The 25,329-nt window shown below is 68.6% G+C and carries 28 protein-coding genes; 6 read left to right on the top strand and 22 right to left on the bottom strand.

The annotated features are described in order from the left end of the window. Nucleotides 1-9: 9 nt before the first annotated feature. The 4 genes from rpoZ to AC0662_RS02865 all read right to left on the bottom strand — a co-directional run bounded on the left by rpoZ (nt 10) and on the right by AC0662_RS02865 (nt 1,778). The gene (gene rpoZ, locus AC0662_RS02880) at nt 10-312 is read right to left on the bottom strand and encodes a DNA-directed RNA polymerase subunit omega (protein ID WP_355478349.1); all 303 of its coding nucleotides are present in this window, start codon (nt 310-312) and stop codon (nt 10-12) included. Nucleotides 313-314: 2 nt separating this feature from the next. After that, nucleotides 315-908, bottom strand: coding sequence for a guanylate kinase (gene gmk, locus AC0662_RS02875; RefSeq protein WP_452203778.1), 594 nt, complete (start codon nt 906-908; stop codon nt 315-317). A gap of 64 nt (nt 909-972) precedes the next feature. Beyond that, nucleotides 973-1,287 carry an integration host factor, actinobacterial type gene (mihF, locus tag AC0662_RS02870; RefSeq protein WP_387785175.1) on the bottom strand — a complete coding sequence of 105 codons (315 nt, stop codon included), beginning with the start codon at nt 1,285-1,287 and terminating at the stop codon, nt 973-975. 116 nt (nt 1,288-1,403) lie between these two features. Then, a complete protein-coding gene (locus AC0662_RS02865; RefSeq protein ID WP_452203777.1) occupies nt 1,404-1,778 on the bottom strand; it encodes a hypothetical protein in 375 nt (124 codons plus the stop codon). Nucleotides 1,779-2,026: 248 nt separating this feature from the next. Here AC0662_RS02865 and AC0662_RS02860 point away from each other — a divergent pair, with 248 nt between their 5' ends. Next, nucleotides 2,027-3,040, top strand: coding sequence for a chymotrypsin family serine protease (locus AC0662_RS02860; RefSeq protein WP_478298088.1), 1,014 nt, complete (start codon nt 2,027-2,029; stop codon nt 3,038-3,040). 43 nt (nt 3,041-3,083) lie between these two features. Here AC0662_RS02860 and AC0662_RS02855 read toward each other — a convergent pair whose 3' ends face one another. Beyond that, on the bottom strand, nt 3,084-3,464 hold the full coding sequence (locus AC0662_RS02855; RefSeq protein WP_452203775.1) for a hypothetical protein: 381 nt from the start codon (nt 3,462-3,464) through the stop codon (nt 3,084-3,086). Nucleotides 3,465-3,496: 32 nt separating this feature from the next. Further along, nucleotides 3,497-4,438 (bottom strand): EamA family transporter, encoded by a 942-nt coding sequence (locus tag AC0662_RS02850; RefSeq protein WP_478298086.1) that lies wholly within the window; start codon nt 4,436-4,438, stop codon nt 3,497-3,499. A gap of 69 nt (nt 4,439-4,507) precedes the next feature. Between AC0662_RS02850 and AC0662_RS02845 the strand changes: the two genes are divergently transcribed. After that, nucleotides 4,508-5,359: a LysR family transcriptional regulator gene (locus AC0662_RS02845; RefSeq protein WP_452203773.1), complete on the top strand. Its 852-nt coding sequence runs from the start codon at nt 4,508-4,510 to the stop codon at nt 5,357-5,359. A 104-nt stretch (nt 5,360-5,463) separates the two neighbouring features. On the opposite strand, the gene pyrF is transcribed toward AC0662_RS02845, so the two are convergent. The 8 genes from pyrF to pyrR are packed head-to-tail and all read right to left on the bottom strand — an operon-like array spanning nt 5,464 to nt 15,091. Beyond that, a complete protein-coding gene (gene pyrF, locus AC0662_RS02840) occupies nt 5,464-6,303 on the bottom strand; it encodes an orotidine-5'-phosphate decarboxylase (RefSeq protein WP_478298083.1) in 840 nt (279 codons plus the stop codon). Next, nucleotides 6,300-7,364: a quinone-dependent dihydroorotate dehydrogenase gene (locus tag AC0662_RS02835; protein ID WP_478298081.1), complete on the bottom strand. Its 1,065-nt coding sequence runs from the start codon at nt 7,362-7,364 to the stop codon at nt 6,300-6,302. The genes pyrF and AC0662_RS02835 overlap by 4 nt, the downstream gene beginning before the upstream one ends. Next, the gene (gene carB / locus AC0662_RS02830; RefSeq protein ID WP_478298079.1) at nt 7,357-10,662 is read right to left on the bottom strand and encodes a carbamoyl-phosphate synthase large subunit; all 3,306 of its coding nucleotides are present in this window, start codon (nt 10,660-10,662) and stop codon (nt 7,357-7,359) included. Before carB ends, AC0662_RS02835 begins: the two co-directional genes overlap by 8 nt. Continuing rightward, a complete protein-coding gene (carA, locus tag AC0662_RS02825; RefSeq protein WP_452203769.1) occupies nt 10,662-11,792 on the bottom strand; it encodes a glutamine-hydrolyzing carbamoyl-phosphate synthase small subunit in 1,131 nt (376 codons plus the stop codon). Before carA ends, carB begins: the two co-directional genes overlap by 1 nt. Then, nucleotides 11,789-12,274, bottom strand: coding sequence for a PH-like domain-containing protein (locus AC0662_RS02820; RefSeq protein ID WP_452203768.1), 486 nt, complete (start codon nt 12,272-12,274; stop codon nt 11,789-11,791). Before AC0662_RS02820 ends, carA begins: the two co-directional genes overlap by 4 nt. Beyond that, a complete protein-coding gene (locus AC0662_RS02815; protein WP_478298077.1) occupies nt 12,271-13,563 on the bottom strand; it encodes a dihydroorotase in 1,293 nt (430 codons plus the stop codon). Before AC0662_RS02815 ends, AC0662_RS02820 begins: the two co-directional genes overlap by 4 nt. Further along, on the bottom strand, nt 13,560-14,495 hold the full coding sequence (locus AC0662_RS02810) for an aspartate carbamoyltransferase catalytic subunit (RefSeq protein ID WP_452203766.1): 936 nt from the start codon (nt 14,493-14,495) through the stop codon (nt 13,560-13,562). Before AC0662_RS02810 ends, AC0662_RS02815 begins: the two co-directional genes overlap by 4 nt. Continuing rightward, on the bottom strand, nt 14,495-15,091 hold the full coding sequence (gene pyrR / locus AC0662_RS02805) for a bifunctional pyr operon transcriptional regulator/uracil phosphoribosyltransferase PyrR (RefSeq protein ID WP_478298075.1): 597 nt from the start codon (nt 15,089-15,091) through the stop codon (nt 14,495-14,497). The genes AC0662_RS02810 and pyrR overlap by 1 nt, the downstream gene beginning before the upstream one ends. A gap of 206 nt (nt 15,092-15,297) precedes the next feature. On the opposite strand from pyrR, the gene bldD reads away from it, so the two are divergent. Then, the gene (bldD, locus tag AC0662_RS02800) at nt 15,298-15,813 is read left to right on the top strand and encodes a transcriptional regulator BldD (protein WP_130449595.1); all 516 of its coding nucleotides are present in this window, start codon (nt 15,298-15,300) and stop codon (nt 15,811-15,813) included. Nucleotides 15,814-16,111: 298 nt separating this feature from the next. Here the strand turns inward: bldD and nusB are convergent, their stop codons facing one another. Both nusB and efp read right to left on the bottom strand, forming a co-directional pair. Beyond that, nucleotides 16,112-16,522, bottom strand: coding sequence for a transcription antitermination factor NusB (nusB, locus tag AC0662_RS02795; RefSeq protein ID WP_387785197.1), 411 nt, complete (start codon nt 16,520-16,522; stop codon nt 16,112-16,114). A gap of 33 nt (nt 16,523-16,555) precedes the next feature. After that, a complete protein-coding gene (gene efp / locus AC0662_RS02790; RefSeq protein WP_452203764.1) occupies nt 16,556-17,119 on the bottom strand; it encodes an elongation factor P in 564 nt (187 codons plus the stop codon). Between the two features lie 144 nt (nt 17,120-17,263). Here efp and AC0662_RS02785 point away from each other — a divergent pair, with 144 nt between their 5' ends. Continuing rightward, the gene (locus AC0662_RS02785) at nt 17,264-18,013 is read left to right on the top strand and encodes a hypothetical protein (protein ID WP_478298071.1); all 750 of its coding nucleotides are present in this window, start codon (nt 17,264-17,266) and stop codon (nt 18,011-18,013) included. Here the strand turns inward: AC0662_RS02785 and fxlM are convergent. Both fxlM and AC0662_RS02775 read right to left on the bottom strand, forming a co-directional pair. After that, entirely contained in the window at nt 17,997-19,163 is a 1,167-nt protein-coding gene (fxlM, locus tag AC0662_RS02780; RefSeq protein WP_478298069.1) for a methyltransferase, FxLD system, read from the bottom strand. The two genes, AC0662_RS02785 and fxlM, sit on opposite strands and share 17 nt — an antisense overlap. 6 nt (nt 19,164-19,169) lie before the next feature. Beyond that, entirely contained in the window at nt 19,170-19,667 is a 498-nt protein-coding gene (locus AC0662_RS02775) for a MarR family winged helix-turn-helix transcriptional regulator (protein WP_452203761.1), read from the bottom strand. Nucleotides 19,668-19,740: 73 nt separating this feature from the next. Here AC0662_RS02775 and AC0662_RS02770 point away from each other — a divergent pair, with 73 nt between their 5' ends. Continuing rightward, nucleotides 19,741-20,670: an EamA family transporter gene (locus AC0662_RS02770; RefSeq protein WP_452203760.1), complete on the top strand. Its 930-nt coding sequence runs from the start codon at nt 19,741-19,743 to the stop codon at nt 20,668-20,670. Here the strand turns inward: AC0662_RS02770 and AC0662_RS02765 are convergent. From AC0662_RS02765 to AC0662_RS02755, 3 genes are all read right to left on the bottom strand, one after another. Further along, a complete protein-coding gene (locus tag AC0662_RS02765; RefSeq protein ID WP_452203759.1) occupies nt 20,629-21,246 on the bottom strand; it encodes a helix-turn-helix transcriptional regulator in 618 nt (205 codons plus the stop codon). The two genes, AC0662_RS02770 and AC0662_RS02765, sit on opposite strands and share 42 nt — an antisense overlap. Before the next feature lie 68 nt (nt 21,247-21,314). Further along, nucleotides 21,315-21,752, bottom strand: coding sequence for a type II 3-dehydroquinate dehydratase (aroQ, locus tag AC0662_RS02760; RefSeq protein WP_478298066.1), 438 nt, complete (start codon nt 21,750-21,752; stop codon nt 21,315-21,317). A gap of 5 nt (nt 21,753-21,757) precedes the next feature. Beyond that, a complete protein-coding gene (locus AC0662_RS02755) occupies nt 21,758-22,348 on the bottom strand; it encodes a TetR/AcrR family transcriptional regulator (protein WP_452203757.1) in 591 nt (196 codons plus the stop codon). A gap of 56 nt (nt 22,349-22,404) precedes the next feature. Here AC0662_RS02755 and AC0662_RS02750 point away from each other — a divergent pair, with 56 nt between their 5' ends. Next, on the top strand, nt 22,405-24,243 hold the full coding sequence (locus tag AC0662_RS02750; protein ID WP_478298064.1) for a HelD family protein: 1,839 nt from the start codon (nt 22,405-22,407) through the stop codon (nt 24,241-24,243). Here the strand turns inward: AC0662_RS02750 and AC0662_RS02745 are convergent. Then, nucleotides 24,235-25,323, bottom strand: coding sequence for a Gfo/Idh/MocA family protein (locus tag AC0662_RS02745; protein WP_452203755.1), 1,089 nt, complete (start codon nt 25,321-25,323; stop codon nt 24,235-24,237). The genes AC0662_RS02750 and AC0662_RS02745 overlap by 9 nt on opposite strands. Between the last annotated feature and the right edge of the window lie 6 nt (nt 25,324-25,329).

The following is a 25,329-nucleotide window of genomic DNA, read 5'->3' as shown; positions in this document are numbered from 1 at the left end:
AGCGGGGTCTTACTCGGACTTCTCCGCCGCCGCGGCTTCCGCCTCGGCCTCGGGGTCGATGTCGGTGCAGGTCAGCACGCCGTCGTTGATCTCGCGCATCGCGATCGACAGCGGCTTCTCCTGGACGTGCGTCTCGACCAGCGGTCCGACGTACTCCAGCAGGCCCTCGCCGAGCTGCGAGTAGTAGGCGTTGATCTGCCGCGCCCGCTTGGCCGAGTACAGCACCAGCTTGTACTTGGAGTCGGTGTGGGTGAGCAGGTCGTCGATCGGCGGAGAGGTGATGCCGATGGCGACGGGCTGGTTGCCAGACAAGTTCAGCTCTTTCCAGAGATGGAGGGTGATCGAATCAACTTTACCAACTGATCGGCGGCCTCCCGAACCGAGGCGTTCACGATCGTCACGTCGAACTCCTTCTCGGCCGCGAGCTCGAGCACCGCGGTCTCGAGCCGGCGTTCGCGCTCCTCCTGCGTCTCGGTGCCGCGACCGACCAGGCGGCGTACCAGCTCGTCCCAGCTCGGCGGGGCCAGGAAGACGAACTGCGCCTCCGGCATCGTGTCGCGGACCTGGCGAGCGCCCTGCAGGTCGATCTCCAGCAGCGCCGGCCGACCCGCGGCGAGCTTGTCGAGCACCGGTTGCTTCGGCGTGCCGTAGCGGGCCGCCTTGTGCACGACGGCCCACTCGAGCAGCTCGCCGTCGGCGATCATCCGGTCGAATTCCGCGTCGGACACGAACAGGTAGTGCACACCGTGCACCTCGTTCGGCCGGGGCTTGCGGGTGGTCGCCGAGACCGAGATCCAGACGTCCGGGAACCGCTCGCGGATGTCGGCCGCGACGGTCCCCTTGCCCACCGCCGTCGGCCCGGCCAGCACGGTCAAATGGGCCGGGGTCTCACCTGGGTGCGTGGTCATCGTCACACCAGTGTCCAACGAACCGGGCAGTGTTTCGGTCTGGCTCACCCTGGATCACTCAGCTTCACTCAGCGAATTCGCGCTCGAGCGCGGCGATCTGGTTCGAGCCGAGGCCGCGCACCCGCCGCGTCTCCGAGATCCCCGCCCGCTCCATGATCTGCTGGGCGCGGACCTTGCCGACGCCCGGGATGCACTGCAGCAGCTGGCTCACCCGCATCTTGCCGATGACCTCGTTGGTCTGCCCCTCGTGGAGCACCTCCGTCGGAGACGCTCCCGAATGCCGGATCCGGTTCTTGATCTCGGCTCGTTCACGCCGCGCCGCCGCGGCCTTGTCCAGAGCGGCCGCACGCTGCTCCGGGGTCAAAGTAGGAAGTGGCACCGTTTCACCTGTCCCGTTGTATGGCTTCGCATGGGAACCTAACACGGGTTCAGCCCGCGGCCGGGGCGCGGTACAGGGAGTCGCGCGGCAACACCGCGTTTGGAACGATCAGTTGATCAGTTCAGCGCCGGGAGGTCGACCTTGCAGCTGTCCTTCGCCTGGCTGGAGATGTTCTTGTACGCCGTCATCACGGCGCCCGTCTCCTTGCTCAGCTTGGCCAGCTCGACCCGGTCCGAACCGGCCTTCTGCGCCTTCTCAGCGAAGCTCACGACGACGCCCCAGTCGTCCTTCACGTCCTTCGGCGCGGACTCCTGGAGCTTCTTCGCGTCGTCCAGGATCTTCACGTAGTCGACCGGCTTCTGCGGGTCGACGTCGACGGCCTTGGTGGCGTACTTGGCGAGGTCCACACAGTAGGCCTGCTCGTCGGTACAGGCGGTCAGCACACCGGCTCCGGCGGCCAGGGTGGCAACAAGGGCGAGAGAACGCTTCACGGCTTCATCCTCGGGGGTCGGGAGGTCGTGTCCCGCCGACGCTACCGGGAGTCACCAACCCATCCGAAACGAATACGTTCCGCAGCCCAGCAGAACGAGGTACGAGTGCGGGTGGGACGGGCACCTGCAGCAAGATGCAATCTGTGAGCAACCGCTTGCCCACCGGAACCGGCCCCTGAACCATTTCGACCATCAGGGCGAACACAACCGATCGTCGCCCGATGCGTGAGGCAAAGGGGTGGTGACCGGTGACACGTCTGCGTGCAGCAGCTCTGGCCGGTGTCATGGCAACACTGTCGACGGTAGTAGCAGTAATCGGCGTGACCGACGCCGACGCGAAAAGTCCGGAGCCGATCCGCCGGAACGCGATCGCGAGGCATTCGTTCGACATCCCGACCGCGGCGGACAAGGTCCGCGAACTGTCGCGAACGAGTTCGGCCTGGGCGGGCGACTACGCCGGGGACATCGCGTTCATCCATCCGGGCGACCACAGCCTGGTGGTGCTCGTCAGCGATCACGTCGACGAGATCTACGACCGTGTACCGGCCGCCTTCAAACCGTTCGTGACCGTCAGCCTTGGCGGTGTCGCCGACATGGCAGGGTCACCTGCCGACGACAGAGGGGGCTGGACCGGTGGGAACTGGATCGATGGCTGGAACAGCGGCAGCGCTTCCTCGGGCTGCACGGAAGGCTTCACCTGGCGGACCTGGGGCGGCGCAGTGCTCGGGAGCACGGCGAAGCATTGCGTCGCGCCGACCTCGTCCGACCCGTACAACGACTGGTCCAACAACGGCAGATGGCTCGGCAAGCGCACTCAGGACGGGACCGGGACGCTCGACGTGACGCTGCTGACGCCGTTGGCCGGCACGTCGTTCAATGCGAGCATCTGGGTTCGACTGTCTGCCAGCGCGGTCGAAGAGCGGATCGTTAGCACCGCTACCGTCAACGCGGAGGGGCAGGCCATCGCGTTCTACGGAAGAACGTCCCGAGGCGGCAGCGGGACGATCCTGATGCACGGGGCACCGCTGTACAACTCATGGATCTACACCGACGCGAAGGCGGTCCGGCCCGGTGACTCCGGTGGACCTGTCTACCGGACGAACAGCAACGGCACCGTCGACGCCCGCGGGACAGTGTCCGGAGCCACCTGGGAGGACAAGGACGGTGACCGGAAGTACGACCCGGACGAGACGACCGGGATGATCTTCATCGACGCCGGACTGACCTCGTCCGGCTTGCGCGCTTCGATCTACACCCCGTGATGGCTGTGGGACGGCGCGCGCAGCGCCGTCCCACAGTCCGGGATCAGTTGTTGCCGGCGCCCGGGAGGTCCATCTTGCAGGTGTCCTTGGCCTGCTTGGTGATCGCCTCCATGGAGGTCTGGATCTTGGGGCCGTCAGACTTCGCGAGTTCCAGCAGCTTGGTCGTGTCGCCTTTGGCGTCCTGGGCCTTCTCCGCGTAGTCGATGACGGCCTTCCAGTCGTCCTTCAGGTCGTCCGGCGCGGACTTCGACACCTTCTTCATCGAGTCCAGCATCTTGCCGACCTGGTCGGAGTCCTTGATGTCGACGCCCTTCGCCGAGTCGACGTAGCCTTTCAGGCTGTCGCAGTAGTTGCCGCCCGAGCAGGCCGTCAGGGTGCCAACACTCATCGTCACAACGGCCGCGAGGGCTGCGAGCTTCCGCATCGTGTTCCTTACTGTGTCGCGCGAGAAGACCGTTACTTCCCGTCCGCGGACACCTTTCCCAACGCCGGGGTCATCGCGAGCTCCGGCGCGCCGTGAAGAACATCGCACGAGTCGACTGGAACCGGGTTGTGATCTGCCGCGTCGCGCCCGAACGAGACCGCCACGGCGTTCGCCGCAACGATCACCAGGATCGCAACCCAGTCGAGAATCGCCGGCCGCTGATGCAGCACCACCAGCCCGACCATTGCCGCCAGCACCGGGTTGACGCTCATGAACACCCCGAAGAACTGCGCCGGCACGCGCCGCAACGTCAACAGATCAACGAGGAACGGCACCGCGGACGACATCACCCCGGCCACCAGCGCGTACGACGCCGCGGCCGCCGTCGGCGGATGATGCCAGAGCACGACCGCACCGATCGGCACGTACGCCAGCCCGGACAACCCGGCCGCCGCGGCCGAACCCGTTGCGCCCGGCAACTCTCGGCCGACGACGCGGTTCAGCAGGATGTAGAACGCCCAGCACGCCGCGGCCAGCAGCCCCAGCCCGATCCCGAGGTAGTCCGTCGTCGCCTCCGGCCGCATCAGCAGCAGCACCGCGGGCGCCGCCACCAGCGCGCACACCAGGTCGAGCACCCGCCGCGATCCCAGTAACGCGACGGCGAGCGGACCGAGGAACTCCAGCGTCACGCCGAGCCCGAGCCCGACCCGGTCGATGGCCGTGTACAGCGACAGGTTCATCACCGCGAACACGGCCGCCAGACCCACCACCGGCCGCCACTGCCGGGCCGTGATCGACCGCAGTCGCGGCCGTCCGACCGCGAGCAGCACGATCGCCGCCACCCACTGCCGGATCGCCACCACGCCCGCCGGACCGATCACCGGGAACGCCAGCGCCGCCACGGACGCGCCGATCTGTGTCGAGAACCCGCTCCCGAGCATCATCGCCACACCGACCAACCGATTTCGCCTCACGATCACGAGAGTCGGCGCGGCGGTGAGATTCGCAAAATGCATCGATCGGCGGATCTATACGCTGGAGTCATGGACATCCGGCAGCTGCGGTGTCTCGTCGAGATCGTGGACTCTGGCACGTTCACCGACGCCGCCATCGAGCTCGGCATCTCGCAGGCCGCGGTCTCCCGGAACCTGCTCGCCCTGGAGCGTGAGCTCGGCGTCCGGCTGCTGCACCGCACCAGCCGTTCCCTCACCCCGACCACCGCCGGCGTCCGGGTGCTGGCCCGGGCCCGGCACATCCTCGCTGAGCTCGACGAACTGATCACCGAGGCGACCAGCGGTCACACCCGCCTCCGGGTCGGCCACGCGTGGTCGGCGTTCGGCAGCCACACGCGCGAGTTCCAGCGCCGGTGGGCGGCCGACCACCCCGGCGTCGAGCTCCAACTGATTCGCACCAACACGACGACCGGCGGCCTCGCCGAGGGCCTCTGCGATCTCGCGGTCGTCCGCAGTCACCTGGACCTCCGCCGCTTCGCCCACGTCCTCCTGACCGAGGAGCAGCGGTACTGCGCTCTGCCCGCCGACGACCCGCTGACTCGCAAACGGTCGGTGACGCTCGATCAACTGCGCGAACGGACGCTCGTCATCGACCGCCGTACCGGAAGCACCACGGTCGACCTGTGGCCGGAGAACGCGCGACCGCCCATCGAGTACACGCAAGACGTCGACGACTGGCTGGCGGCCATCGCGTCCGGCCGGTGCGTCGGAATGACCGCACAGGCGACCACAACGCAGTACCGCCGCGACGGCGTCACCTATCGCCCAGTACGGGACGCACCACCAATCGACGTACACCTCATCTGGCACCGCGAGGACCCGCACCCGGCAACCCAAGCAGCCGTGGAGCTACTGACCACGCTCTACCAGTCTGCGACCTGACGGCATCTCGACAGGAGGTGTCGGCTCATCTGATGCGATTGGCCGCGCCGCTGAGCGTGACCACGGCCGGTGAAGCCGGACACCTCCTGTCGAAATGCCGATACTCAGTAGCCGAGGACTGTTCGGTAGGCGTCGTTGGCGCGGGTGGCGGCGGCTTGGAGGGCGGTTGCGTCGGGGCCGGCGCCGAGGATCTCTCGGGAGCTGGCCGGTACGACGTTGCGTACCGCGGAACCGAAGATCTTCGTGAGGCCCTCGGCGGTACCGCCCTGCGCGCCGAGGCCGGGTGCGAGGAGGGGGCCGTTGATGTCGAGGTTCTCCGTGGTCGGGTTGATGGTCGCACCAACCACCGCGCCGAACGAGCCGAGGTCGTCGCTGTCCGCGTTCAGCTCACGCAGTCCGTCCAGCACGGCCCCGCCGACGGTGGCTCCGTCCGCGGTGCGCGCCGACTGGAACTGCGGGCCCTCGGGGTTCGAGGTGAGGGCGAGTACGAACAGACCGGCGCCGGACTCGCGGGCCTCGTCGATGGCCGGCTGTAGCGAGCCGAACCCGAGGTACGGGCTGACCGTCAGCGCGTCACACGCCAGCGGCCCCTTCTCCGCGAGGTACGCCGACGCGTAGCCGGCCATCGTGGTGCCGATGTCGCCGCGCTTCGCGTCGATGATCACCAGCGCGCCGGCCTCGCGGAGCCGGATCGTGGCCTGCTCGAGGACCGCGATCCCGGCCGACCCGAAGCGCTCGAAGAACGCGGACTGCGGCTTGAACACCGCGACCCGGTCGGCGAGCGCGTCGACGACGCCGTACGTGAACGACGCCAGGCCCTCCGGGGTGTCCGGGAGGCCCCAGGCGTCCAGCAGGTGCGCGTGCGGGTCGATGCCGACACACAGCGGGCCACGGGTGTCCATGGCCGCGCGCAGCCGGGCGCCGAACGGTTTGTTGTTGCTCATGGCAAGCTCCTGTTGATCTGGCGGATCAGGCCGGGTCCCCGGTAGATCAGCCCGGTGTACACCTGGACGAGGCTCGCGCCCGCGTCGAACAGGCGGGTGGCGTCGGAGGGTTCGAGGATGCCGCCGACCCCGATGATCGGCAGCGCTCCTTGCGTCTCGTTGTGGATGTGGGCAACGACCTTGGCCGAGGTCTCGGTCAGCGGGCGCCCGGACAGACCACCGGTCTCGGCGGCCAGCGGGTGCGACTCGACGCCGGGACGGCCGATCGTGGTGTTGGTGGCGATGATCCCGGCGACGCCGACATCGGTGCAGACGTGGAGCAGTTCGTCGATCGCGGACGTGGTCAGGTCCGGTGCGATCTTGACCAGGATCGGTTTCGGCGCCAGCCCGGTCAGGCTCAGCGAAGCGGCCTCGGTGTGCAGCGCCGTCAGCAGTTCGCGCAGGTGCCCGGCGTCCTGCAGAGCACGTAGTCCGGGGGTGTTCGGCGACGACACGTTGACCGCGAAGTAGTCGCCGTACCGGTAGAGGCGGCGGAGCGAGGTCACGTAGTCCTCGACCGCCTCCTCGAGTGGCGTCACCTTCGACTTCCCGATCGAGATTCCGAGCGGGTACCCGAGATCGCCGTACGCCGCCAGTCGCGCGGCCAGCGCCTCGCTGCCGAGGTTGTTGAAGCCCATCCGGTTGATGACGGCCTCGTGGTCGACGAGGCGGAACAGCCGCGGCTTCTCGTTCCCGGGTTGCGGATGGGCCGTGACGGTGCCGACCTCGACGAAGCCGAACCCGATCGCCGGCCAGGCGCGCAGGGCGATCCCGTTCTTGTCCATGCCCGCCGCGAGCCCAACCCTCGACGGGAACCGGATCCCGAAGACGGACGCCTCCACGGCCGATCCGAACACCTTGGAACCGAGTGCGGCAGCGCCCGGGACGCGCCCGAGCAGGCGCATCCCGTTCAGCGTCTGCTCGTGCGCGACCTCCGCGTCACCGCGACCCAGCCGGTACAGCACCGGCCGGACGACTCGCTGGTACGCCGACCGCCGGGCCGGGATTGACCGCTCAGGCACCGTGGATCCTCGGCACCCAGTCCTGGAGCGACCGGACCCCGATGTCGCCGGACCGCTGCGACTCGATGCCCTGGACCGCGGCCGCGAGCCCCTGCACGGTGGTGATGCACGGGATGTTCCGCGCCACCGCCGCACTCCGGATCTCGTACCCGTCGAGCCGCGGCGAACCGCCCTGGGTGATCCCGATCGGGGTGTTGACGATCAGGTTCAGCTCACCGTCCTGGACCATCTGGACGATCGTCGGCTCACCGTTCGGGCCGGGACCCTGGCTGCTCTTGCGAACCGTGACCGCCTCGACGCCGTTGCGCCGCAGGACGTCCGCGGTGCCCTCGGTCGCGTAGATCTGGAAGCCGAGGTCCGCGAGCCGCTTGACCGGGAAGATCATGTGCCGCTTGTCCCGGTTCGCGACCGACACGAACACCTTGCCGTCACCCGGCAGCGGCTGCGACGCCCCCGCCTGCGACTTCGCGAACGCCGTCCCGAAGGTGTCGTCGATACCCATCACCTCGCCGGTGGACTTCATCTCCGGCCCGAGCACCGTGTCGACCGACGAGCCGTCGATCGTCCGGAACCGGTTGAACGGCATCACGGCTTCCTTCACCGCGATCGGCGTGGTCGGCGGCAGCGTGCCGCCGTCGCCCTCGGCCGGCAGCATGCCCTCGCCGCGCAGGTCGGCGATGGTCGCGCCGAGCATCACCCGGGCCGCGGCCTTGGCCAGCGGCGTCGCGGTCGCCTTGGACACGAACGGCACCGTCCGGGACGCCCGCGGGTTCGCCTCCAGCACGTACAGCACGTCGCCGGCCAGCGCGTACTGCACGTTCAGCAGACCGCGTACGCCGACACCGCGGGCGATCGCCTCGGTCGACCGGCGAATGTTCTCGATGTCCGCGTTCCCGAGCGTGATCGGCGGCAGCGCGCAGGACGAGTCGCCCGAGTGCACGCCCGCCTCCTCGATGTGCTCCATCACGCCACCGAGGAACAGTTCGTTGCCGTCGTACAGCCCGTCGACGTCGATCTCGACCGCGTCGTCGAGGAACCGGTCGATCAGCACCGGGTGCTCCCACGAGCCCGAGCCGGCGCTCAGCCGGTCGAGCGCCGCGGTCAGCTCGGCGGAGCTGTAGACGATCTCCATCCCGCGACCGCCCAGCACGTACGACGGCCGGACGAGCACCGGGAACCCGATCTCCTCCGCGACCGCGTGCGCGGCCTCGGCCGACAGCGCCGTACCGTGCTTCGGCGCCGGCAGCTGCGCGTCCGCGAGCACCTTGCCGAACGCACCCCGCTCCTCGGCCAGGTGGATCGCCTCCGGCGACGTCCCGACGATCGGTACGCCGGCATCCGCGAGCCGCTGCGCCAGACCGAGCGGCGTCTGGCCGCCGAGCTGGACGATCACGCCGGCCACCGGGCCCGCCTGCATCTCGGCGTACACGATCTCGAGCACGTCCTCGCAGGTGAGCGGCTCGAAGTACAGCCGGTCGGAGGTGTCGTAGTCGGTCGAGACCGTCTCCGGGTTACAGTTCACCATGATCGTGCAATAGCCGGCTTCGCGGAGCGCCATCGACGCATGCACGCAGGAGTAGTCGAACTCGATGCCCTGCCCGATCCGGTTCGGCCCCGAGCCGAGGATCAGTACGGCGGGCTCGGTGCGCGGCGCGACCTCGGACTCCTCGTCGTACGACGAGTAGTGGTACGGCGTCTCGGCCTTGAACTCGGCCGCGCAGGTGTCGACCGTCTTGTAGACCGGCCGGATCCCGAGCGCCTGCCGGACACCGCGGACCACGTCCTCGGTGAGCCCACGGATCTCGGCCAGCTGCAGGTCGGAGAACCCGTGCCGCTTGGCGAGCTTGATCACCTCGGGCGTCAGCCGCGGCGCGGCCGCGACCTGCAGCGCGGTCTCGTGGATCAGGTACAGCTGGTCCACGAACCACGGGTCGATCTTCGTCGCATCGAAGATCTGCTCCGGCGTCGCCCCGGCCCGGATCGCGTCCATGACGATCCGCAGCCGGCCGTCCTGCGGCGTCTTGATCGTCTCCAGCAACGGCTCCAGCTCGCTGGCCGGCTGACCGGCCCAGGAGAACCGGGCCTCCGGCTTCTCCAGCGAGCGCAGCGCCTTCTGCAACGCCTCGGTGTAGTTGCGGCCGATCGCCATCGCCTCGCCGACACTCTTCATGTGCGTGGTCAGCGTGGCGTCCGCGGCCGGGAACTTCTCGAACGCGAACCGCGGCACCTTCACCACGACGTAGTCCAGCACCGGCTCGAAGCTGGCCGGCGTCTGCCGGGTGATGTCGTTCGGGATCTCGTCCAGGGTGTAGCCGATCGCGACCTTCGCGGCGATCTTCGCGATCGGGAAGCCGGTCGCCTTCGACGCCAGCGCCGAGGACCGCGACACCCGCGGGTTCATCTCGATCACGATCAGCCGGCCGTCCGCCGGGTTCACCGCGAACTGGATGTTGCAGCCGCCGGTGTCGACGCCGACCTCGCGGATGATGCCGATCGCGAGGTCCCGCATCACCTGGTACTCGCGGTCGGTCAGCGTCATCGCCGGCGCGACCGTGACCGAGTCACCGGTGTGCACGCCCATCGGGTCGACGTTCTCGATCGAGCAGATGATCACGACGTTGTCGGCCTTGTCGCGCATCACCTCCAGCTCGTACTCCTTCCACCCGAGGATCGACTCCTCGATCAGTACCTCGGTGGTCGGACTCGCGTGCAGGCCGGCGCCGGCGATGCGGCGCAGGTCCGCCTCGTCGTACGCCATGCCGCTGCCGACGCCGCCCATCGTGAACGACGGCCGGACGACCAGCGGGTAGCCGAGCGCGGCCGCCGCGCCCATCACGTCGTCGATGGTGTGGCAGATGTGCGAGCGCGCGACCTCGGCGCCCAGCTTCTCGACGATGTGCTTGAACGACTCGCGGTTCTCGCCGCGCTGGATCGCGTCGACCGACGCGCCGATCAGCTCGACGCCGTACTTCTCCAGTACGCCGTTGTCGTGCAGGGCGATCGCCGCGTTCAGCGCGGTCTGGCCGCCGAGCGTCGCGAGCAGCGCGTTCGGACGCTCCTTCTCGATCACCTTCTCGACGTACTCCGGGGTGATCGGCTCGACGTACGTGGCGTCGGCGAACTCGGGGTCGGTCATGATCGTGGCCGGGTTGGAGTTCACCAGGACGACCCGGAACCCCTCCTCCCGGAGCACCCGGCAGGCCTGGGTGCCGGAGTAGTCGAACTCGCAGGCCTGACCGATCACGATCGGGCCGGAGCCGATCACCAGCACCGACTCGATGTCTGTACGACGTGGCATCAGGCCCGCCCCTCCATCAGTTCTACGAAGCGGTCGAACAGGTACGCCGAGTCGTGGGGACCCGCCGCCGCTTCAGGGTGGTACTGCACAGAGAACGCGAGCACCCGGCCGTCGCGACCGGTGAGCTTGAGTCCTTCGACGACGTTGTCGTTGAGCGAGACGTGCGACACCTCGGCGGTCCCGTACGGCGTCTCGACGGTCTGATCGATCGGCGCGTCCACGGCGAACCCGTGGTTCTGCGCGGTGATCTCGACCTTGCCGGTGGCCCGGTCGAGCACCGGCTGGTTGATGCCGCGGTGCCCGTACTTGAGCTTGAACGTGCCGAGTCCGAGGGCCCGGCCGAAGACCTGGTTGCCGAAGCAGATCCCGAAGTACGGCTTGTTCTGCTCGAGCAGTTGCTTGAGCAGCGTGGTCGGGTGCTCGGTGGTCTCCGGGTCGCCGGGGCCGTTGCTCATGAAGATGCCGTCCGGGTTCACCGCGAGGACTTCCTCGAGCGTCGCGGTGGCCGGCAGGACGTGCACCTCGATACCGCGCTCGGACATCCGCTGCGGCGTCATCGCCTTGATCCCGAGGTCCAGCGCGACCACGGTGAACCGCTTCTCGCCCACGGCGGGCACGACGTACGGCTCGAAGGTCGTCACCTCGCTGGCGAGGTCGGCACCGACCATCGGCGGCTGCTCGAGCACCTTCTTCAGCAGCTCCGCCGGGTCCAGGATCTCGGTGGAGATGCCGGCCCGCATCGCACCGCGCTCGCGCAGGTGGCGGGTCAGGGCGCGGGTGTCGATCCCCGAGATACCGACGATGTTCTGCGCCTTCAGCTGGTCGTCGAGCGAGCGCTTCGCGCGCCAGTTCGACGGCACCCGGGCGGGGTCGCGGACGACGTACCCGGAGACCCAGATCTTCTGCGACTCGTCGTCCTCGTCGTTGATCCCGGTGTTACCGATGTGCGGCGCGGTCTGGGTGACGATCTGCCGGTGGTACGACGGGTCGGTCAGTGTCTCCTGGTAGCCGGTCATCCCGGTGGTGAACACCGCCTCGCCGAAGGTCTCGCCGGTCGCCCCGTACGACGTACCGGCGAACGCCCGGCCGTCCTCGAGGACCAGCAGCGCTTGCAGGGCCGGCTGGCTCATTGTGCTCCGATCAAGGTCGAGATGGATGCGGTCAGGGCTTCGGTGTCGGCCTTGCGACGCGGGCGGAAGCCGGTGTCGAGCTCGTGGCCGTCGTGGGTCCAGGTGACCACCACCAGGCCGGACTTCTCCGCGGTCACCTTGCCGGCGATGCCGCGGTCGGTCCGGACGCCGGTCACCTGGTCCGCGGGGATGAAGACATCCGCCGCGCCCTGCCGGTGGAAGATCAGGCCGTCCGCACTGACGGCCAGGTCCGCGATGCTGCGGACGCCCAGTTCGTGCACGGCGATCCGGTCCATCCAGTCGCCGGCCGTGGTCGTAGCGACGTAGACACCTTCGGTGCCCCGCGTCTTGTCCTCCGGCACCGCGGGCAACGGCGCCAGGTCGGCCTGCCGGGACTGACGGTTGCGCCAGCCCCGGTACATACCGAAGTAGCCCGCCGCCAGGATCAGCAGCGTGCCGAGAATGCCCAGAACGGCCTTCACCGAGTGAGCTCACCGTCCAGGACGGTCGGCGTACCGCGGAGGAAGGTCGCGACGACCTTGCCCGGCAGCGTCATGCCCTCGAACGGGTTGTTCCGCGACAACGACACCGAGGCGTCCGGTACGACGATCTGGTCAACGGACGGGTCGTACAGCACGATGTTCGCCGGGGCACCCGCCTCGAGCGGACGACCGTGGTCAGCCGCTTGGCCGATCGCAGCCGGCCGGTAGCTCATTCGGTCGGCGACATCCGCCCAGCTGAGCAGGTTCGTATCGACCATCGCGTGCTGTACGACGCTCAGCGCCGTCTCGAGCCCCGTCATACCGGGTGAGGCCGCGCTCCACTCGCAGTCCTTGTCCTCGACCGGGTGCGGCGCGTGGTCGGTGGCGACGATGTCGATGGTTCCGTCGGCCAGGCCCTCGCGGACCGCCTCGACGTCCGCCTTGGTGCGCAGCGGCGGGTTCACCTTGTAGACCGGGTTGTAGGAGGCGGCCAGGTCCTCGGTCAGCAGCAGGTGGTGCGGGGTGACCTCGGCGGTCACCTCGAGACCGCGGCGCTTGGCGGCGCGGACAATCTCCACCGAGCCCTTGGTGGACAGGTGGCAGATGTGCAGCTTCGAGCCGACGTGCGCGTTCAGCAGGATGTCGCGAGCGATGATCGCCTCCTCGGCGACACTCGGCCAGCCGGTCAGGCCGAGGACGCCGGACAGTGCGCCCTCGTTCATCTGCGCGCCCTGGGTGAGCCGCGGCTCCTGCGCGTGCTGCGCGATCACGCCGTCGAACGCCTTCACGTACTCCAGCGCGCGGCGCATCAGCGCGGCGTCCCAGACGCAGTCGCCGTCGTCCGAGAACACCCGGACCCGGGCCGCCGAGTCCGCCATCGCGCCGAGCTCGGCGAGCTGCGTGCCCTTGCGTCCTACCGTGACCGCGCCGATCGGGTACACATCGGCGTACCCGGCGTCGCGGCCGAGGCGCCAGACCTGCTCGACGACGCCCGCGGTGTCCGCGACCGGGTCGGTGTTGGCCATCGCGAAGACCGCGGTGAAACCGCCCTTGGCCGCGGCCCGGGTGCCGGTGAACACCGTCTCGGCGTCCTCGCGGCCGGGCTCCCGCAGGTGGGTGTGCAGGTCGACCAGGCCCGGCAGCGCGACCAGCCCGGTGGCATCGATCGTGGTCGCGTCCGCGGGTGCGTCCAGGTTGGTGCCGACAGCAACGATCTCGCCGTTGTCGATCAGCAGATCCGCCACCTCACCGCCCACGATGCGCGCGCCGGTGATCAGGTATGCGGTCATGCGTTCTGCTCCTCTTCGTTACTTCCTGACAACAGCAGATAAAGGACGGCCATCCGGATCGCCACGCCGTTCGTGACCTGCTCGACGATCACCGAGCGGGTGGAGTCGGCGACCTCGGCGCTGATCTCCATCCCGCGGTTCATCGGGCCCGGGTGCAGCACGACCGCCTCGTCGGGCAGCTGCGCCATCCGGTTCCGGTCCAGGCCGTAGCGCCGGCTGTACTCGCGGGCACTCGGGAAGTAGGCGTCGTTCATCCGCTCCCGCTGCACCCGCAGCATCATCACCGCGTCGCTCTTCGGCAGCACCGCGTCGAAGTCGTACGACGTGACGCACGGCCAGTTCGTCATGTCGACGGGCAGCAGCGTCGGCGGGGCGACCACGGTGACCTCGGCGCCGAGCGTCGACAGCAGCAGCACGTTCGACCGCGCGACCCGGGAGTGCAGGACGTCGCCGACGATCGTGATCCGCCGCCCCTCCAGCGAGCCGAGGTGGCGGCGCATCGTGAACGCGTCCAGCAGCGCCTGCGTCGGGTGCTCGTGGGTGCCGTCGCCGGCGTTCACCACCGAGCCGGTCATCCAGCCCGACTTCGCCAGCAGGTGCGGCGCGCCGGACGAGCCGTGCCGGCAGACGACGCCGTCGGCGCCCATCGCCTGCAGGGTCAGCGCGGTGTCCTTGAGGCTCTCCCCCTTGCTGACGCTCGAACCCTTGGCGGAGAAGTTGATCACGTCCGCCGACAGCCGCTTGGCGGCAGCCTCGAACGAGATCCGGGTCCGGGTGGAGTCCTCGAAGAACAGGTTCACCACGGTGCGCCCGCGCAGCGCGGGCAGCTTCTTGATCGGGCGGTCGGCCAGCGACCGCATCTCCTCGGCGGTGTCGAGGATCAGCTGCGCCTCGTCGCGACTCAGGTCGCCGGCGCTCAGCAGGTGCTTCATCAGCCCATCGCTTTCTTGTCCGCGATCAGTACGGCGTCCTCGCCGTCGAACTCGTCGAGGTGCACGGTGACGCGCTCCACGAGCGAGGTGGGCAGGTTCTTGCCCACGTAGTCGGCGCGGATCGGCAGTTCGCGGTGGCCGCGGTCGACCAGGACCGCGAGCTGCACGGCCCGCGGGCGGCCGATGTCGCCGAGGGCATCGAGCGCCGCGCGGATGGTGCGGCCGGAGAACAGCACGTCGTCGACCAGCACCACGACCTTGCCGTCGATGCCGTCCGGCGGAATGTCGGTGTGCTCGAGGCCACGGGGTGGTTTGAGACCGATGTCGTCGCGGTACATGGTCACATCGAGTGACCCTGTGGGCACGCTCTGCCCCTCGACGGCCTGGATCCGGGTGGACACCCGCTGCGCCAGCGGGACCCCGCGGGTCGGGATGCCGAGCAGGACGACCGGGTCGGCGCCGCGGTTCCGCTCGAGGATCTCGTGGGCGATCCGGGTCAGTGCCCGGGATATGTCGGAAGCGTCGAGGACCTCGCGGCTGCTGCGTTTCGGCGGCTGCGCGACCTCGGGGTGCTCTGCGCTCTGGGCAGGGCTCATCGCTACCGTTCCTCCTTTCCCGCCTCTCGGGACGGGTCTTTAAAGGACGTTCGGACCGCTTGACATGGTATCGGAAGTGACACGCCGTCTTGACGCTGGCCTACACTCCGGAATATTGTTACTCTGTGTAATCGAGGGGGGTTTCACCTACTGGCCCGTTTCCGGCGGGCCGGACATGACGAAACTAGTCGGAGGGAAGAACCAGCGTGCCTAGCGAATACGCGAAGACACTGGGTGGCAAGCTACGTGCCATCCGCCAGCAGCAAGGGCTGTCGCTGCATGGTGTAGAAGAGAAGTCCAAGGGTCGCTGGAAGGCGGTCGTCGTCGGCTCGTACGAGCGCGGCGATCGAGCCGTCACGGTCCAGAAGCTCGCGGAGCTCGCCGATTTCTACGGCGTGCCGATCCGTGAACTGCTTCCTGGGTCCGCCAGCGCGGCGGCTGCGGCCGCGGCTCCGCCCCGGTTGATTCTCGACCTGGAGGCTCTGCAACACCTCGACGCGAGCGAGGCCGGTCCGCTGACGCGGTACGCGGCCACGATCCAGGCTCAGCGTGGGGACTACAACGGCAAGGTGCTGTCGATCCGTCAGGACGACATGCGGACGCTCGCGGTCATCTACGACGAGTCGCCGACGACACTGACCGAGCGCTTCATCTCCTGGGGTGTACTGAACCCGGAGGCGAAGGGCGAGGTCGAGGAATCGTCCGAGGCCGCCGGCGCCTGATGCGGCGCTGACGACTGACTGAAGGCACGGTCGGGGCTTGTAGCAGCTGGCCCGCGGCCGCCCGCCTTCTTCAGCTGACCGAACAGAGCGGTAAGCAGCACCACGACAACGCAGGAACACAACGCAGTACGACTGAAGGTCCAGCGGCGGGTATCCACCTCACCCACCCGCCCGGGACACGGGGACGCACCAGCGGCCCGGGACCGTACCGAGACGGTCACCGGGCCGGGACAGAAGAACGAAAGACAGAGAGGGCTCGCCCCCCTCGCTCTCTCGGACGCCCGATCAGGCGCCCAGATCAGACGCCCAGGGTCGGCTTCAACTGCAGCAGTCTGGCCAGCAGGCCGTTCACGAACGTCGGCGACTCGTCCGTCGACAGATCGCGCGCCAGCGCGACCGCCTCGCTCACCGCGACCACGTCCGGGACCTGGTCGTCGAACAGCAGCTCGTAGGCACCGATCCGGAGAATGTTCCGGTCCACGGCCGGCATCCGGTCCAGCGTCCAGCCGACCGAGTGCGTCTCCAGCAGGTCGTCGATCTGCTCGGCGTGCTTCGCGACCCCCTCGACCAGCGCCACGGTGAACTCGTTCACCGGCGGGTCGTTGTCGGCCACCCGGTCGGCCAGGGTGCCGCCGACCGGCAGCCCCCTGACCTCCGACTCGAACAGTACGTCGAGCGCGCGTTTGCGGGCCTTGCTCCGGGCAGACATCTGCTGTGTCTCGGCTTTCCTAGTACTGCGCGGTCAGGAGGTGACGCGGCCGAGGTAGTCCCCGGTCCGGGTGTCCACCTTGACCTTCTCGCCGGTCGTCAGGAACAACGGCACCTGGATGTCGTACCCGGTCTCCAGGCGGGCCGGCTTGGTGCCGCCGCTGGACCGGTCGCCCTGCAGGCCCGGCTCGGTGTATTCGACGAGGAGCTCGACCGAGGCCGGCAGCTCGACGTACAGCGGGAGGTCGTCGTGGACCGCGACGATCGCGTCCTGGTTCTCCAGCAGGAAGTGCGAGGCGTCGCCGACGACCTCGGGCTGGATCTGGAGCTGGTCGTAGGTCGACTTGTCCATGAACACGTAGGCCGTACCGTCGTTGTACAGGTAGGTCATGTCACGCTTGTCGACCGTGGCGATCTCGACCTTCACATCGGCGTTGAAGGTCTTGTCCACCACCTTGCCGGACAGCACGTTCTTGAGCTTGGTCCGGACGACGGCGCCGCCCTTGCCCGGCTTGTGATGCTGGAACCACACGACGGACCAGAGCTGGCCGTCCAGGTCGAGCACCATGCCGTTCTTGAGGTCGTTCGTCGTTGCCACGCGGGTATACCCTTCGGGATCGATCAGCGGTAACACGAGATTGTAGCGGTCACTCCCGTTTCCTCCGATTCCAGCACTGCCCTAGACCTTGCGGGCCTTAGGCTGGACGTCCAGACCGTCCACCGAGGCGCCAGGAGGCCGGCAGTGACGGAGTTCGTGATCTTCGTCGTGGTGATGATCGTGGTGAGCCTGATCACCAAGGCGAGGCAGCAGTCCACCCGGCGCGACGGCAAGCCGAATCCGCGGATGCAGGCGCTGATCGAGAAGCTCCAGGCGCAGCAGGGCGGCAACCAGCCGGTCCAGTTCCAGGGCCAGTTCACCCAGGCCGCCGGCCAGGGCGGCCCGCCACAACAGGTCCAGGCCCAGGCGCCGCAGCAGTCCGGCCCGCTGTCGCCGTACCCGCAGGCGGGGATGTACCAGCCGCAGGCGCAGTACAACCCTGCCCAATATGGCCAGAGGGCTTATCAGCCGCCGGGGCATCGGCCGCAGCAGAACAACCTGCCGACGTCGACGCCGGATCTGGATGCCCGGGTGCGCGAGCTGATGAACGCGAACAACGAAGTCGGCGCGATCCGCCTGCTCGGCGAGGAACGCGAGCTGGGGATCCTCCAAGCGCAGGCGTACGCCCGCGGACTCATGCAGCCCACGACACCACAGGCCGCGACTCCCGATCAGTCCAACGACTCCGAAGAGTCCGGCGAGGACACGGACGGGGAACGGTACGTCGGGTCGGCCGCGTTCGCGGAGTCGATCTTCAACCTCGACGACCGGGACGAGAACGTCTGGGCCAGCGGATGGGTCGACACGCCCGAGCCCGACGACCGGTCCGACATCGACGAACTGTGGCAGACGGTCGCCAACTCAGCGCGGCCCGGAGCTACTCCGCCCAAGTGACAGTGATGTAGCTGTCCCGCCGGGCGATGTGAAAGCCCGCCGGAAGCTCATCCGCCCACGCATGCACCTGGAACGACGGCCCGGGGCCATGCCGGTGCCGCGCGTCCCAGATCCGCACTTGGTCGAGCATTCGGCCGATCAGCTCCAGCGCTCTTGGTCCGTGTCCACTGCACCCCAGTTCGACATGTACGTCGTCCCGTCCGGGCCGCGTCGACAGGTAGACCAGGCTGTCCGCGGTCGCGACCGCTGCGACCCACGACCACTCCCCGCTGGACATCACGCAGTACCCGGGCAAGGTGCCGGCCAGCCACAAGTAGAGGTCGAGCAACGGCTCCTCACGATGCACCTCCACCCCGGACCACGTCTGCAGTCGCGGCAGCGCCAGTACGTCGACCTTCGGATGCGGCTCATCCGATTGGTCCTCGTCGAACGTCAACTCCAGCTCGCCGAGCGGAACGAGCCGCTCGTAGTTCGCGCCGGCCCCCTGCATGCTGACGAACCCGCACATCGTCGTCGACCGGCTCTCCAGATGGTCACCGACCCGATCGAACGCGACGGAACGCGTCTGCCCCCGCATCCGCAGTGGTACGACGATCCGCCCGCGCGGCCGCAGTTGCCGCAGCCACGCGCTCGCGATCTCCCACGCGGTGACAGTCACCACGATCCGGTCGTACGGCGCCCGCTCCGGATCACCGAACGCCCCGTCCGCCCGGACGACGGCGACATCGCCGTACCCGGCCTCGTCGAGCAACGCCCGCGCCCGCTCGGTCACCTCCGGGTCGATGTCGACCGTGGTCACCGAACCACCCGGGCCGGCCAGCTCTCGCATCAGTGCGGCGTTGTAGCCACCCGAACCGATCTCCAGCACCCGGTCCCCCGGCTGGATCGCCGCCTGCTCCAGCATCAACGCGATGATGCTCGGCTGCGACACCGAACTCGTCACCACACCGGACCCGTCGCGTTTCATCAGCACGACGTCATCGGCGTACGCGACGTCGAGTGGAGCCTGCGGGACGAACACGTGCCGCGGTACCGCTTGGAACGCGGCGGCGACGCGCTGGTCGCGGATCGTGCCTTCGGTGACCAGATGCCTGATGAGGGCCGCGCGCAACGACCCCGTCTGAACCGAGTCGTTCCCGAGGTCCGCCATGGGGCTTCAGTCTCGCTTGTCCCCAAGTGATTCCAACAGGGCCCGGAGCAAGCCCGCCAACCGATCACGGTCGGCCGCCGATAGTCCGGCGAGCAACTGTTCCTCGGTGTCGACGTGCGTCGGCAGCACCTTGTCGATCAGGTCCAGACCTTCTTGGGTCAGCGTCACCTGGACACCACGCCGGTCGGTCTCACTGGGAGCACGGGTCACCAGACCCCGCGCCTCCAGCCGGTCCAGCCGCTGGCTGATCGCTCCCGAGGTGACCATCGACGAGTGCATCAGCCCGGCCGGGGTCAGGCTGTGCTCGTCGTTGCTGCGCCGCAGCGTCGCCAGTACGTCGAACGAGGCACGGTCCAGGTCGTGCTTGCCGAAGTTCCGCCGGAGCTCGGCGTCGAACATCGCGCCCAGCCGGCTCATCCGCCCGATGATGCCCATCGGCGACGTGTCCAGGTCGGGCCGCCGCTCCCGCCACTGCTCGAGCACCAGGTCGACGTGATCTGCCATCTGCCCAGCCTACCGCCGATTGCTTAGCGGTGAGAGATTTGCGTCTTGCTTAGCGCTGAGATACTTTGTCTTAGTGCTAAGCAATCGACGGTTCACTCTTCTCCTGGTCACGGCGATCGCGCCGATGCTCTGGGGCACCACCTACCTGGTGACCACCGAGCTCCTCCCGGCGCACCGTCCGTTGCTGGCCGCGCTCCTGCGCGCGTTGCCGGCGGGTCTGCTGCTGATCGCGATCACCCGGGTGCTGCCGCGCGGCAGTTGGTGGTGGCGCTCGCTCGTTCTCGGCACGCTCAACATCGGCGCCTTCAACGCCCTGCTGTTCGTCGGCGCCTACCGGTTGCCTGGTGGCGTGGCAGCGACCGTCGGCGCGATCCAGCCACTACTAGTCGCGCTGCTGTCAGCCGGTCTGCTCCGCCAGCGCTTGTCGCTGCGCACTGTCCTCACTGCGATGGCAGGCGTGTTCGGCGTCGGTCTGCTGGTACTGCGAGCCACTGCGCAGCTGGACGCGGTGGGTGTGCTCGCAGCTGTCGGCGGTGCGGTCGTGATGGCGTTCGGCGTCGTACTCAGCAAGCGCTGGACGTCTCCGGCTCCCCTGCTGGCGACCACTGGCTGGCAGTTGGCCGCCGGTGGACTGGTACTGCTTCCAGTCGCCTTCCTCGTCGAGGGCGCACTCCCCGCTCTGACACTGCGGAACGTCCTGGGTTACTCGTACTTGTCACTGTTCGGCTCCGCCGTCGCCTATGCACTCTGGTTCCGTGGACTGCGGGCGCTCGCTCCGACCGAGGTGACGTTCCTCGGACTGTTGAGCCCAGTTGTCGCCACCACACTCGGGTGGCTGGTCCTGGATCAGCGTCTGACCGCACTCCAGGCGATCGGCGGTGCCATCGTGCTGGCAGCACTGGTCAGCGCACAGGTCCGGTGGTCATCGCGGCCGCAGAAGCGGACCAGCTGGGTGAAGCCGTCAGATCAGGCCTTCGCGGAGTGCGTACGCGACGGCGTGTGAGCGGTTACGCAACTGCAGCCGGCTGGTCACGTCGTGCAGGACGTTCTTGACCGTCCGCTCCGAGTAGGACAGCTCCCGCGCGATCTCCTGCGTGTCCTTGCCGTCGGCCACCAAACGCAGTACCTGCGTCTCGCGGTCGGACAAACCGGTAGGCGACAGCCGGCGCGGCGCGGGCGCCTGACCGAGCAGTCGACCGAGGAGGTCCGGCGGCAGACTGCCGTCACCCGCGGCGGCAGCCTGCACCAGGTGCACGATCCGATCAGCGGTCGCGTCAGTACGCCGCAGTACGCCGGACACTCCCAACTCGACCGCAGACATCAGCGCGTCGTCGTCGATCGCACTGCCGATCACGACGATCCGGCGAAAGCCTCGCTGCGTCGCGGCGCGCAGTACCTGGACCGCGGCCGCGTCCAGCGCGTCGACGGCGACCAATGCGACCGCTGACGGGTCAGCGCGCTGATCGCTGACCAGGCTGACCTCCGGCCGCTCGCCGAGCGCGTACATCAGCCCGAACTGCGACAACGGATCCAGCGCCTTCACCCACACCGGAATCGGAATGCACTGCTGCGTCGTCATCCTTGCCACTCCCCTGAGCGTTGCCGAATCCAACTGACAACTACTCGATGCCCGAAAGGGCAGATTGGTTACGAGTCCAGGGTGGTGAGTGCGCGCAGGGCCAGCCGGTACGAGTCGAGACCGAAACCGGCGATGGTCCCGGTCGCCACTCCGGCGACGACGCTGGTGTGCCGGAAGTCCTCGCGGGTCGCCGGGTTGGTGAGGTGGATCTCGATCAGCGGCGCGGTCCGCTGGGCGATCGCGTCGCGCAGCGCGTAGGAGTAGTGGGTGAACGCGGCCGGGTTCAGGACGACCGGGATCCGGCCGTCGGCCGCCTCGTGCAGCCAGCCGACCAGCTCGGCCTCGTCGTCGGTCTGCCGCACCTCGACCGCGAACCCGAGCTCGGCACCGGTCTTCTCGCACACCCCGACCAGCTCGGCGAAGGTCGTCGTACCGTATTTCTCCGGTTCGCGGGAGCCCAGGCGCCCGAGGTTCGGGCCGTTCAGCACCAACACTCGCTCAGTCACAGCACTCACCCTAGTGGTCGGACCCGCGCGAACGCGGCGTTGGCCTCGTCGACGGCGACCGGGTAGCGATCGGTGGCGGACTGCCCAGCGGAGACGGCCAGCCAGTTGCGGTAGCCGAGGATCCGCTGGGTCGAGAGCAACTGGGCCGACAGCAGCTCGGCGGCGAGATCACCCCCGAGCGCCTCGGCCAGCGCGTGCTCGTCGTCGTCCATGAACTCGCGCAGCCGGGTCGCGAGCGCCGGCGTGGTGAAGACGAGGCGGTAGTACGCGATCACCTGCGGGTGGTCGTTCAGCCCGGTGGTCGGCTCGCGGTCCGCGAGACCGGTCAGGAAGTACTCGCGGAACGCGTCGACCGGCGGCGCGGACGCGGCCCGCACGACCCGGGCCGCCTCGCGGCGATGGTCCGCGATCCGGTGCATCACCAGGTCTTCCTTGGTCGGGAAGTACTTGAACAGCGTCGGCTTGGACACGTCGGCGGCCGCCGCGATGTCGGTCACCGGCACCTCGTCGAAGCCGTGCTCGAGGAACAGTGCGATCGCCGCCTGCGACAAGGCGTCGTACGTCTGCTGCTTCTTGCGTTCGCGGAGTCCGGTCACGACATCATGTTAACCTAGGCAAAAGATTGACCGAGTTAATCTTTTGTGGAGGACCGATGCGAGACCTGAACGCCGAGCGCGAGTACGCCGTCCACTGCCGGGAGGCACTGCGGCGGATGGTCGCCGGGGCGCGCGAGAACGTGGCCGTCGGCGAGCACACCGGCCAGACCTACTACCTGGGCCGGCGGCACGTGTCCGACGCGATCGGCCGGCCGCCGATGGTGATCGACTGGCGCGCACCGGTGTCGGCCGCCTTCTACCAGGCGTCCGCCGTCGAACCCCGAGGTATCGAGATCCGCCGCCGCTTCGGCTGGTCGGCCAACACCCTGACCAGCTTCGAGGACGAACTCCTCCGGTCCGGTACGCCGGTCTCCAGCGATCTCGTACGGCGCGAGATCGAGCGCGCCCGCGTCGGTCCGATGCGGGACATCGTCGCGACCATCCAGCCCGAACAGGACACCCTTGTCCGGACCGACCTCGACCTCTCGGTCTGCGTGCAGGGCGCACCGGGCACCGGCAAGACAGCGGTCGGCCTGCACCGGGCCGCCTACCTCCTCTACGCGCACCGCTCCCGGCTGCAACGCAACGGCGTCCTCGTCCTCGGCCCGAACCGGGCCTTCCTGCACTACATCTCCGCGGTCCTGCCGACGCTCGGCGAGGTGGATGTCGAGCAGACGACGATCGAACAACTCCTCGACCGCGAGATCCGCGCGACCGACGACCAACGAGCCGCCGAGATCAAGCACGACGTCAAGATGGCGCGGGTACTGCGGAACGCCGTGTACCGCAGGATCGGCAGGCCCGAGCAAGCGGTCGTAGTGCGGGACGCGTCGTACAAGTGGCGGGTCAACCAGCACGAGTTCAGCGAGATGGTGAGCGACGCCGAGGCGGACGCAACGACGTACCTGACCGGGCGCGAGCGGGTCGTGGCGCGCGTCGTCGCCGCGCTCCAGCGGCAGGCCGAGGCGCGGGGGCAGAACTGCAACGGTGTCTGGCAGCGGCGGATGGCGCGGGCGGTGCAACCGGATGTCGAGGCAGTGTGGCCGATCGTGAAGGCCGACGAGACGCTCGCCGAATTGCTGAGCGATCCGCAGCCGGCCGCGGACGGCATCCTGACGCCGGAGGAGCAGCGCGCGATCACCCGGCCGCGACCGCGGAAGGCGAAGAGCGCGCGCTGGACGGCCGCGGACGCCGTACTGCTGGACGAACTCAGTGCGTTGCTCGACCGCGGAACGATGTACGGGCATGTCATCGTCGACGAGGCGCAGGACCTCTCCCCCATGCAATGTCGTGCGATCGCCCGGCGCAGTGAACACGGCTCGATCACCGTGCTCGGCGACCTCGCCCAGGGCACCACGGCCTGGGCCGCCACCGACTGGCCGACGCAACTCACACAGCTCGGGAAGCCCACGGCGGAAATCGTTGCCCTGAGCACCGGGTATCGCGTGCCCGCAACCGTGGTCGACCTCGCCAACCGGCTGCTCACCGCACTGGACGTCGAAGTCCCGCCGACGACGTCATTCCGCTCCGACGGCAGGCTACGGATCACCCACGTTCCGGACCTCTCCATCGCGTGCGTGGACGCCGTGCGCGAAGCGCTCACCCTGGAAGGCTCGGTCGGCGTCATCGCTGCCGACCACGAGAGTTCGGTCTTGGCCGACGGCCTGAAGGCGGTGGGCATCGAGACCTTCACCGCGGACGGTGACGGCCGCGTGACCGTCGTACCGGCGAGCCTGGCGAAGGGCCTCGAATACGACCACGTGATCGCCGCCGAGCCCGCCGACATCGTCGCCGCCGAGCCCCGCGGCCTCAACCGCCTCTACGTCGTCCTCACCCGCGCGGTCTCCCGGCTCGACATTCTGCACACGCGGGACCTGCCGGCCGAACTACGCTGACCAGGGTGCGCCGGGTCCGCCCATGCGTGCGGCGTACTCCGATCCGTTGGCCAGCTCGCCACGGCGGATCGGCTTGTCGGTGAACGCGGACGCATAGATCGCGGCGGCCAACTCGATCGTGTTGCGCGCCTCGGTGAGCGGGACCGGCACCGGCTGGCCGGCTTCCTTCGCGTCGAGGATCGCGGTGAGCTGCGCGGTGTGGCCGCTCGCCACGTCGGGCAGGTCGGTCGACCATGCGTCCGCGACCGCTTCGTGCCCGGGCGCCGGCGTGACGGTCCAGTCGGGGTTCTTGTAGCCGTACAGGTGTTCCAGCTCTACGGTCGCGTTCTCGCAGTCGAAGCGGAGCTGGGACGTCTGGCGGGCGGACACCAGCGAGTTCACGACCGAGGCGACCGCTCCGTTCTCGAACGTCACGAGCGCCATCGACACGTCCTCGGTCTGCGTCGGGCGGGCCTGCCGGGCCGCGAGCGCGGTCACCTTCTCCCACGGGCCGAGGATCGAGAGCAGCAGGTCGTACTGGTGGATGCCGTGCCCCATCGTCGGGCCGCCACCCTCGACGTCGAACGTGCCACGCCACGGCACCGCGAAGTACGCGTCGTCGCGATACCAGACGGTGTTGCACAGGGCAACCAACGGCCGGCCGAGCACACCGTCGGCGAGCAGCTCCCGCAGCCGCACCGCGCCGGAGCCGAAGCGGTGCTGGAACACGCAGGCGACCTGCGCCTTGGACTTCTCCTCCGCCGCGAGCAGCTTGTCGAACTCGTCCAGCGACAGCGTCGGCGGCTTCTCCATGTACACGTCGACGTCCGCCGCGAGACACTCGGCGGCCAACGGCACGTGCGAGTTCGGCGGGGTGCACAGGTGCACCAGGTCCAGCTGCTCGGTCGCGAGCAGGTCGGTCAGGCTCGAGTACGTCGCCGGGATGTCCCACTTGGCGGCGAACTCCTTGGCCCGGTCCAGATCGACGTCGACGGCGGCGACCAGTTCGGCCCGCTCCGCCAGCGCCGTCACGGCCCGGGCATGCGAGCCTGCGATGCCACCGGTTCCGACGATCGCGATCCGATGCTTGCGCTCAGTCATATGGAA

Source organism: Kribbella sp. NPDC043289 (assembly GCF_056436705.1).
The sequence above is the reverse complement of the archived record's forward strand: the minus strand, read 5'-3'. Positions and strand labels throughout refer to the sequence as shown.

What these genes read in the sequence shown, in the direction of transcription:
- gmk (WP_452203778.1), bottom strand. Translation starts at nt 908, where the DNA reads ATGACCACGCACCCAGGTGAGACCCCGGCCCATTTGACCGTGCTGGCC.
- AC0662_RS02855 (WP_452203775.1), bottom strand. Translation starts at nt 3,464, where the DNA reads ATGCGGAAGCTCGCAGCCCTCGCGGCCGTTGTGACGATGAGTGTTGGC.
- AC0662_RS02845 (WP_452203773.1), top strand. Translation starts at nt 4,508, where the DNA reads ATGGACATCCGGCAGCTGCGGTGTCTCGTCGAGATCGTGGACTCTGGC.
- pyrF (WP_478298083.1), bottom strand. Translation starts at nt 6,303, where the DNA reads ATGAGCAACAACAAACCGTTCGGCGCCCGGCTGCGCGCGGCCATGGAC.
- carB (WP_478298079.1), bottom strand. Translation starts at nt 10,662, where the DNA reads ATGCCACGTCGTACAGACATCGAGTCGGTGCTGGTGATCGGCTCCGGC.
- carA (WP_452203769.1), bottom strand. Translation starts at nt 11,792, where the DNA reads ATGAGCCAGCCGGCCCTGCAAGCGCTGCTGGTCCTCGAGGACGGCCGG.
- AC0662_RS02815 (WP_478298077.1), bottom strand. Translation starts at nt 13,563, where the DNA reads ATGACCGCATACCTGATCACCGGCGCGCGCATCGTGGGCGGTGAGGTG.
- AC0662_RS02810 (WP_452203766.1), bottom strand. Translation starts at nt 14,495, where the DNA reads ATGAAGCACCTGCTGAGCGCCGGCGACCTGAGTCGCGACGAGGCGCAG.
- pyrR (WP_478298075.1), bottom strand. Translation starts at nt 15,091, where the DNA reads ATGAGCCCTGCCCAGAGCGCAGAGCACCCCGAGGTCGCGCAGCCGCCG.
- nusB (WP_387785197.1), bottom strand. Translation starts at nt 16,522, where the DNA reads ATGTCTGCCCGGAGCAAGGCCCGCAAACGCGCGCTCGACGTACTGTTC.
- fxlM (WP_478298069.1), bottom strand. Translation starts at nt 19,163, where the DNA reads ATGGCGGACCTCGGGAACGACTCGGTTCAGACGGGGTCGTTGCGCGCG.
- AC0662_RS02775 (WP_452203761.1), bottom strand. Translation starts at nt 19,667, where the DNA reads ATGGCAGATCACGTCGACCTGGTGCTCGAGCAGTGGCGGGAGCGGCGG.
- AC0662_RS02765 (WP_452203759.1), bottom strand. Translation starts at nt 21,246, where the DNA reads ATGACGACGCAGCAGTGCATTCCGATTCCGGTGTGGGTGAAGGCGCTG.
- AC0662_RS02750 (WP_478298064.1), top strand. Translation starts at nt 22,405, where the DNA reads ATGCGAGACCTGAACGCCGAGCGCGAGTACGCCGTCCACTGCCGGGAG.
- AC0662_RS02745 (WP_452203755.1), bottom strand. Translation starts at nt 25,323, where the DNA reads ATGACTGAGCGCAAGCATCGGATCGCGATCGTCGGAACCGGTGGCATC.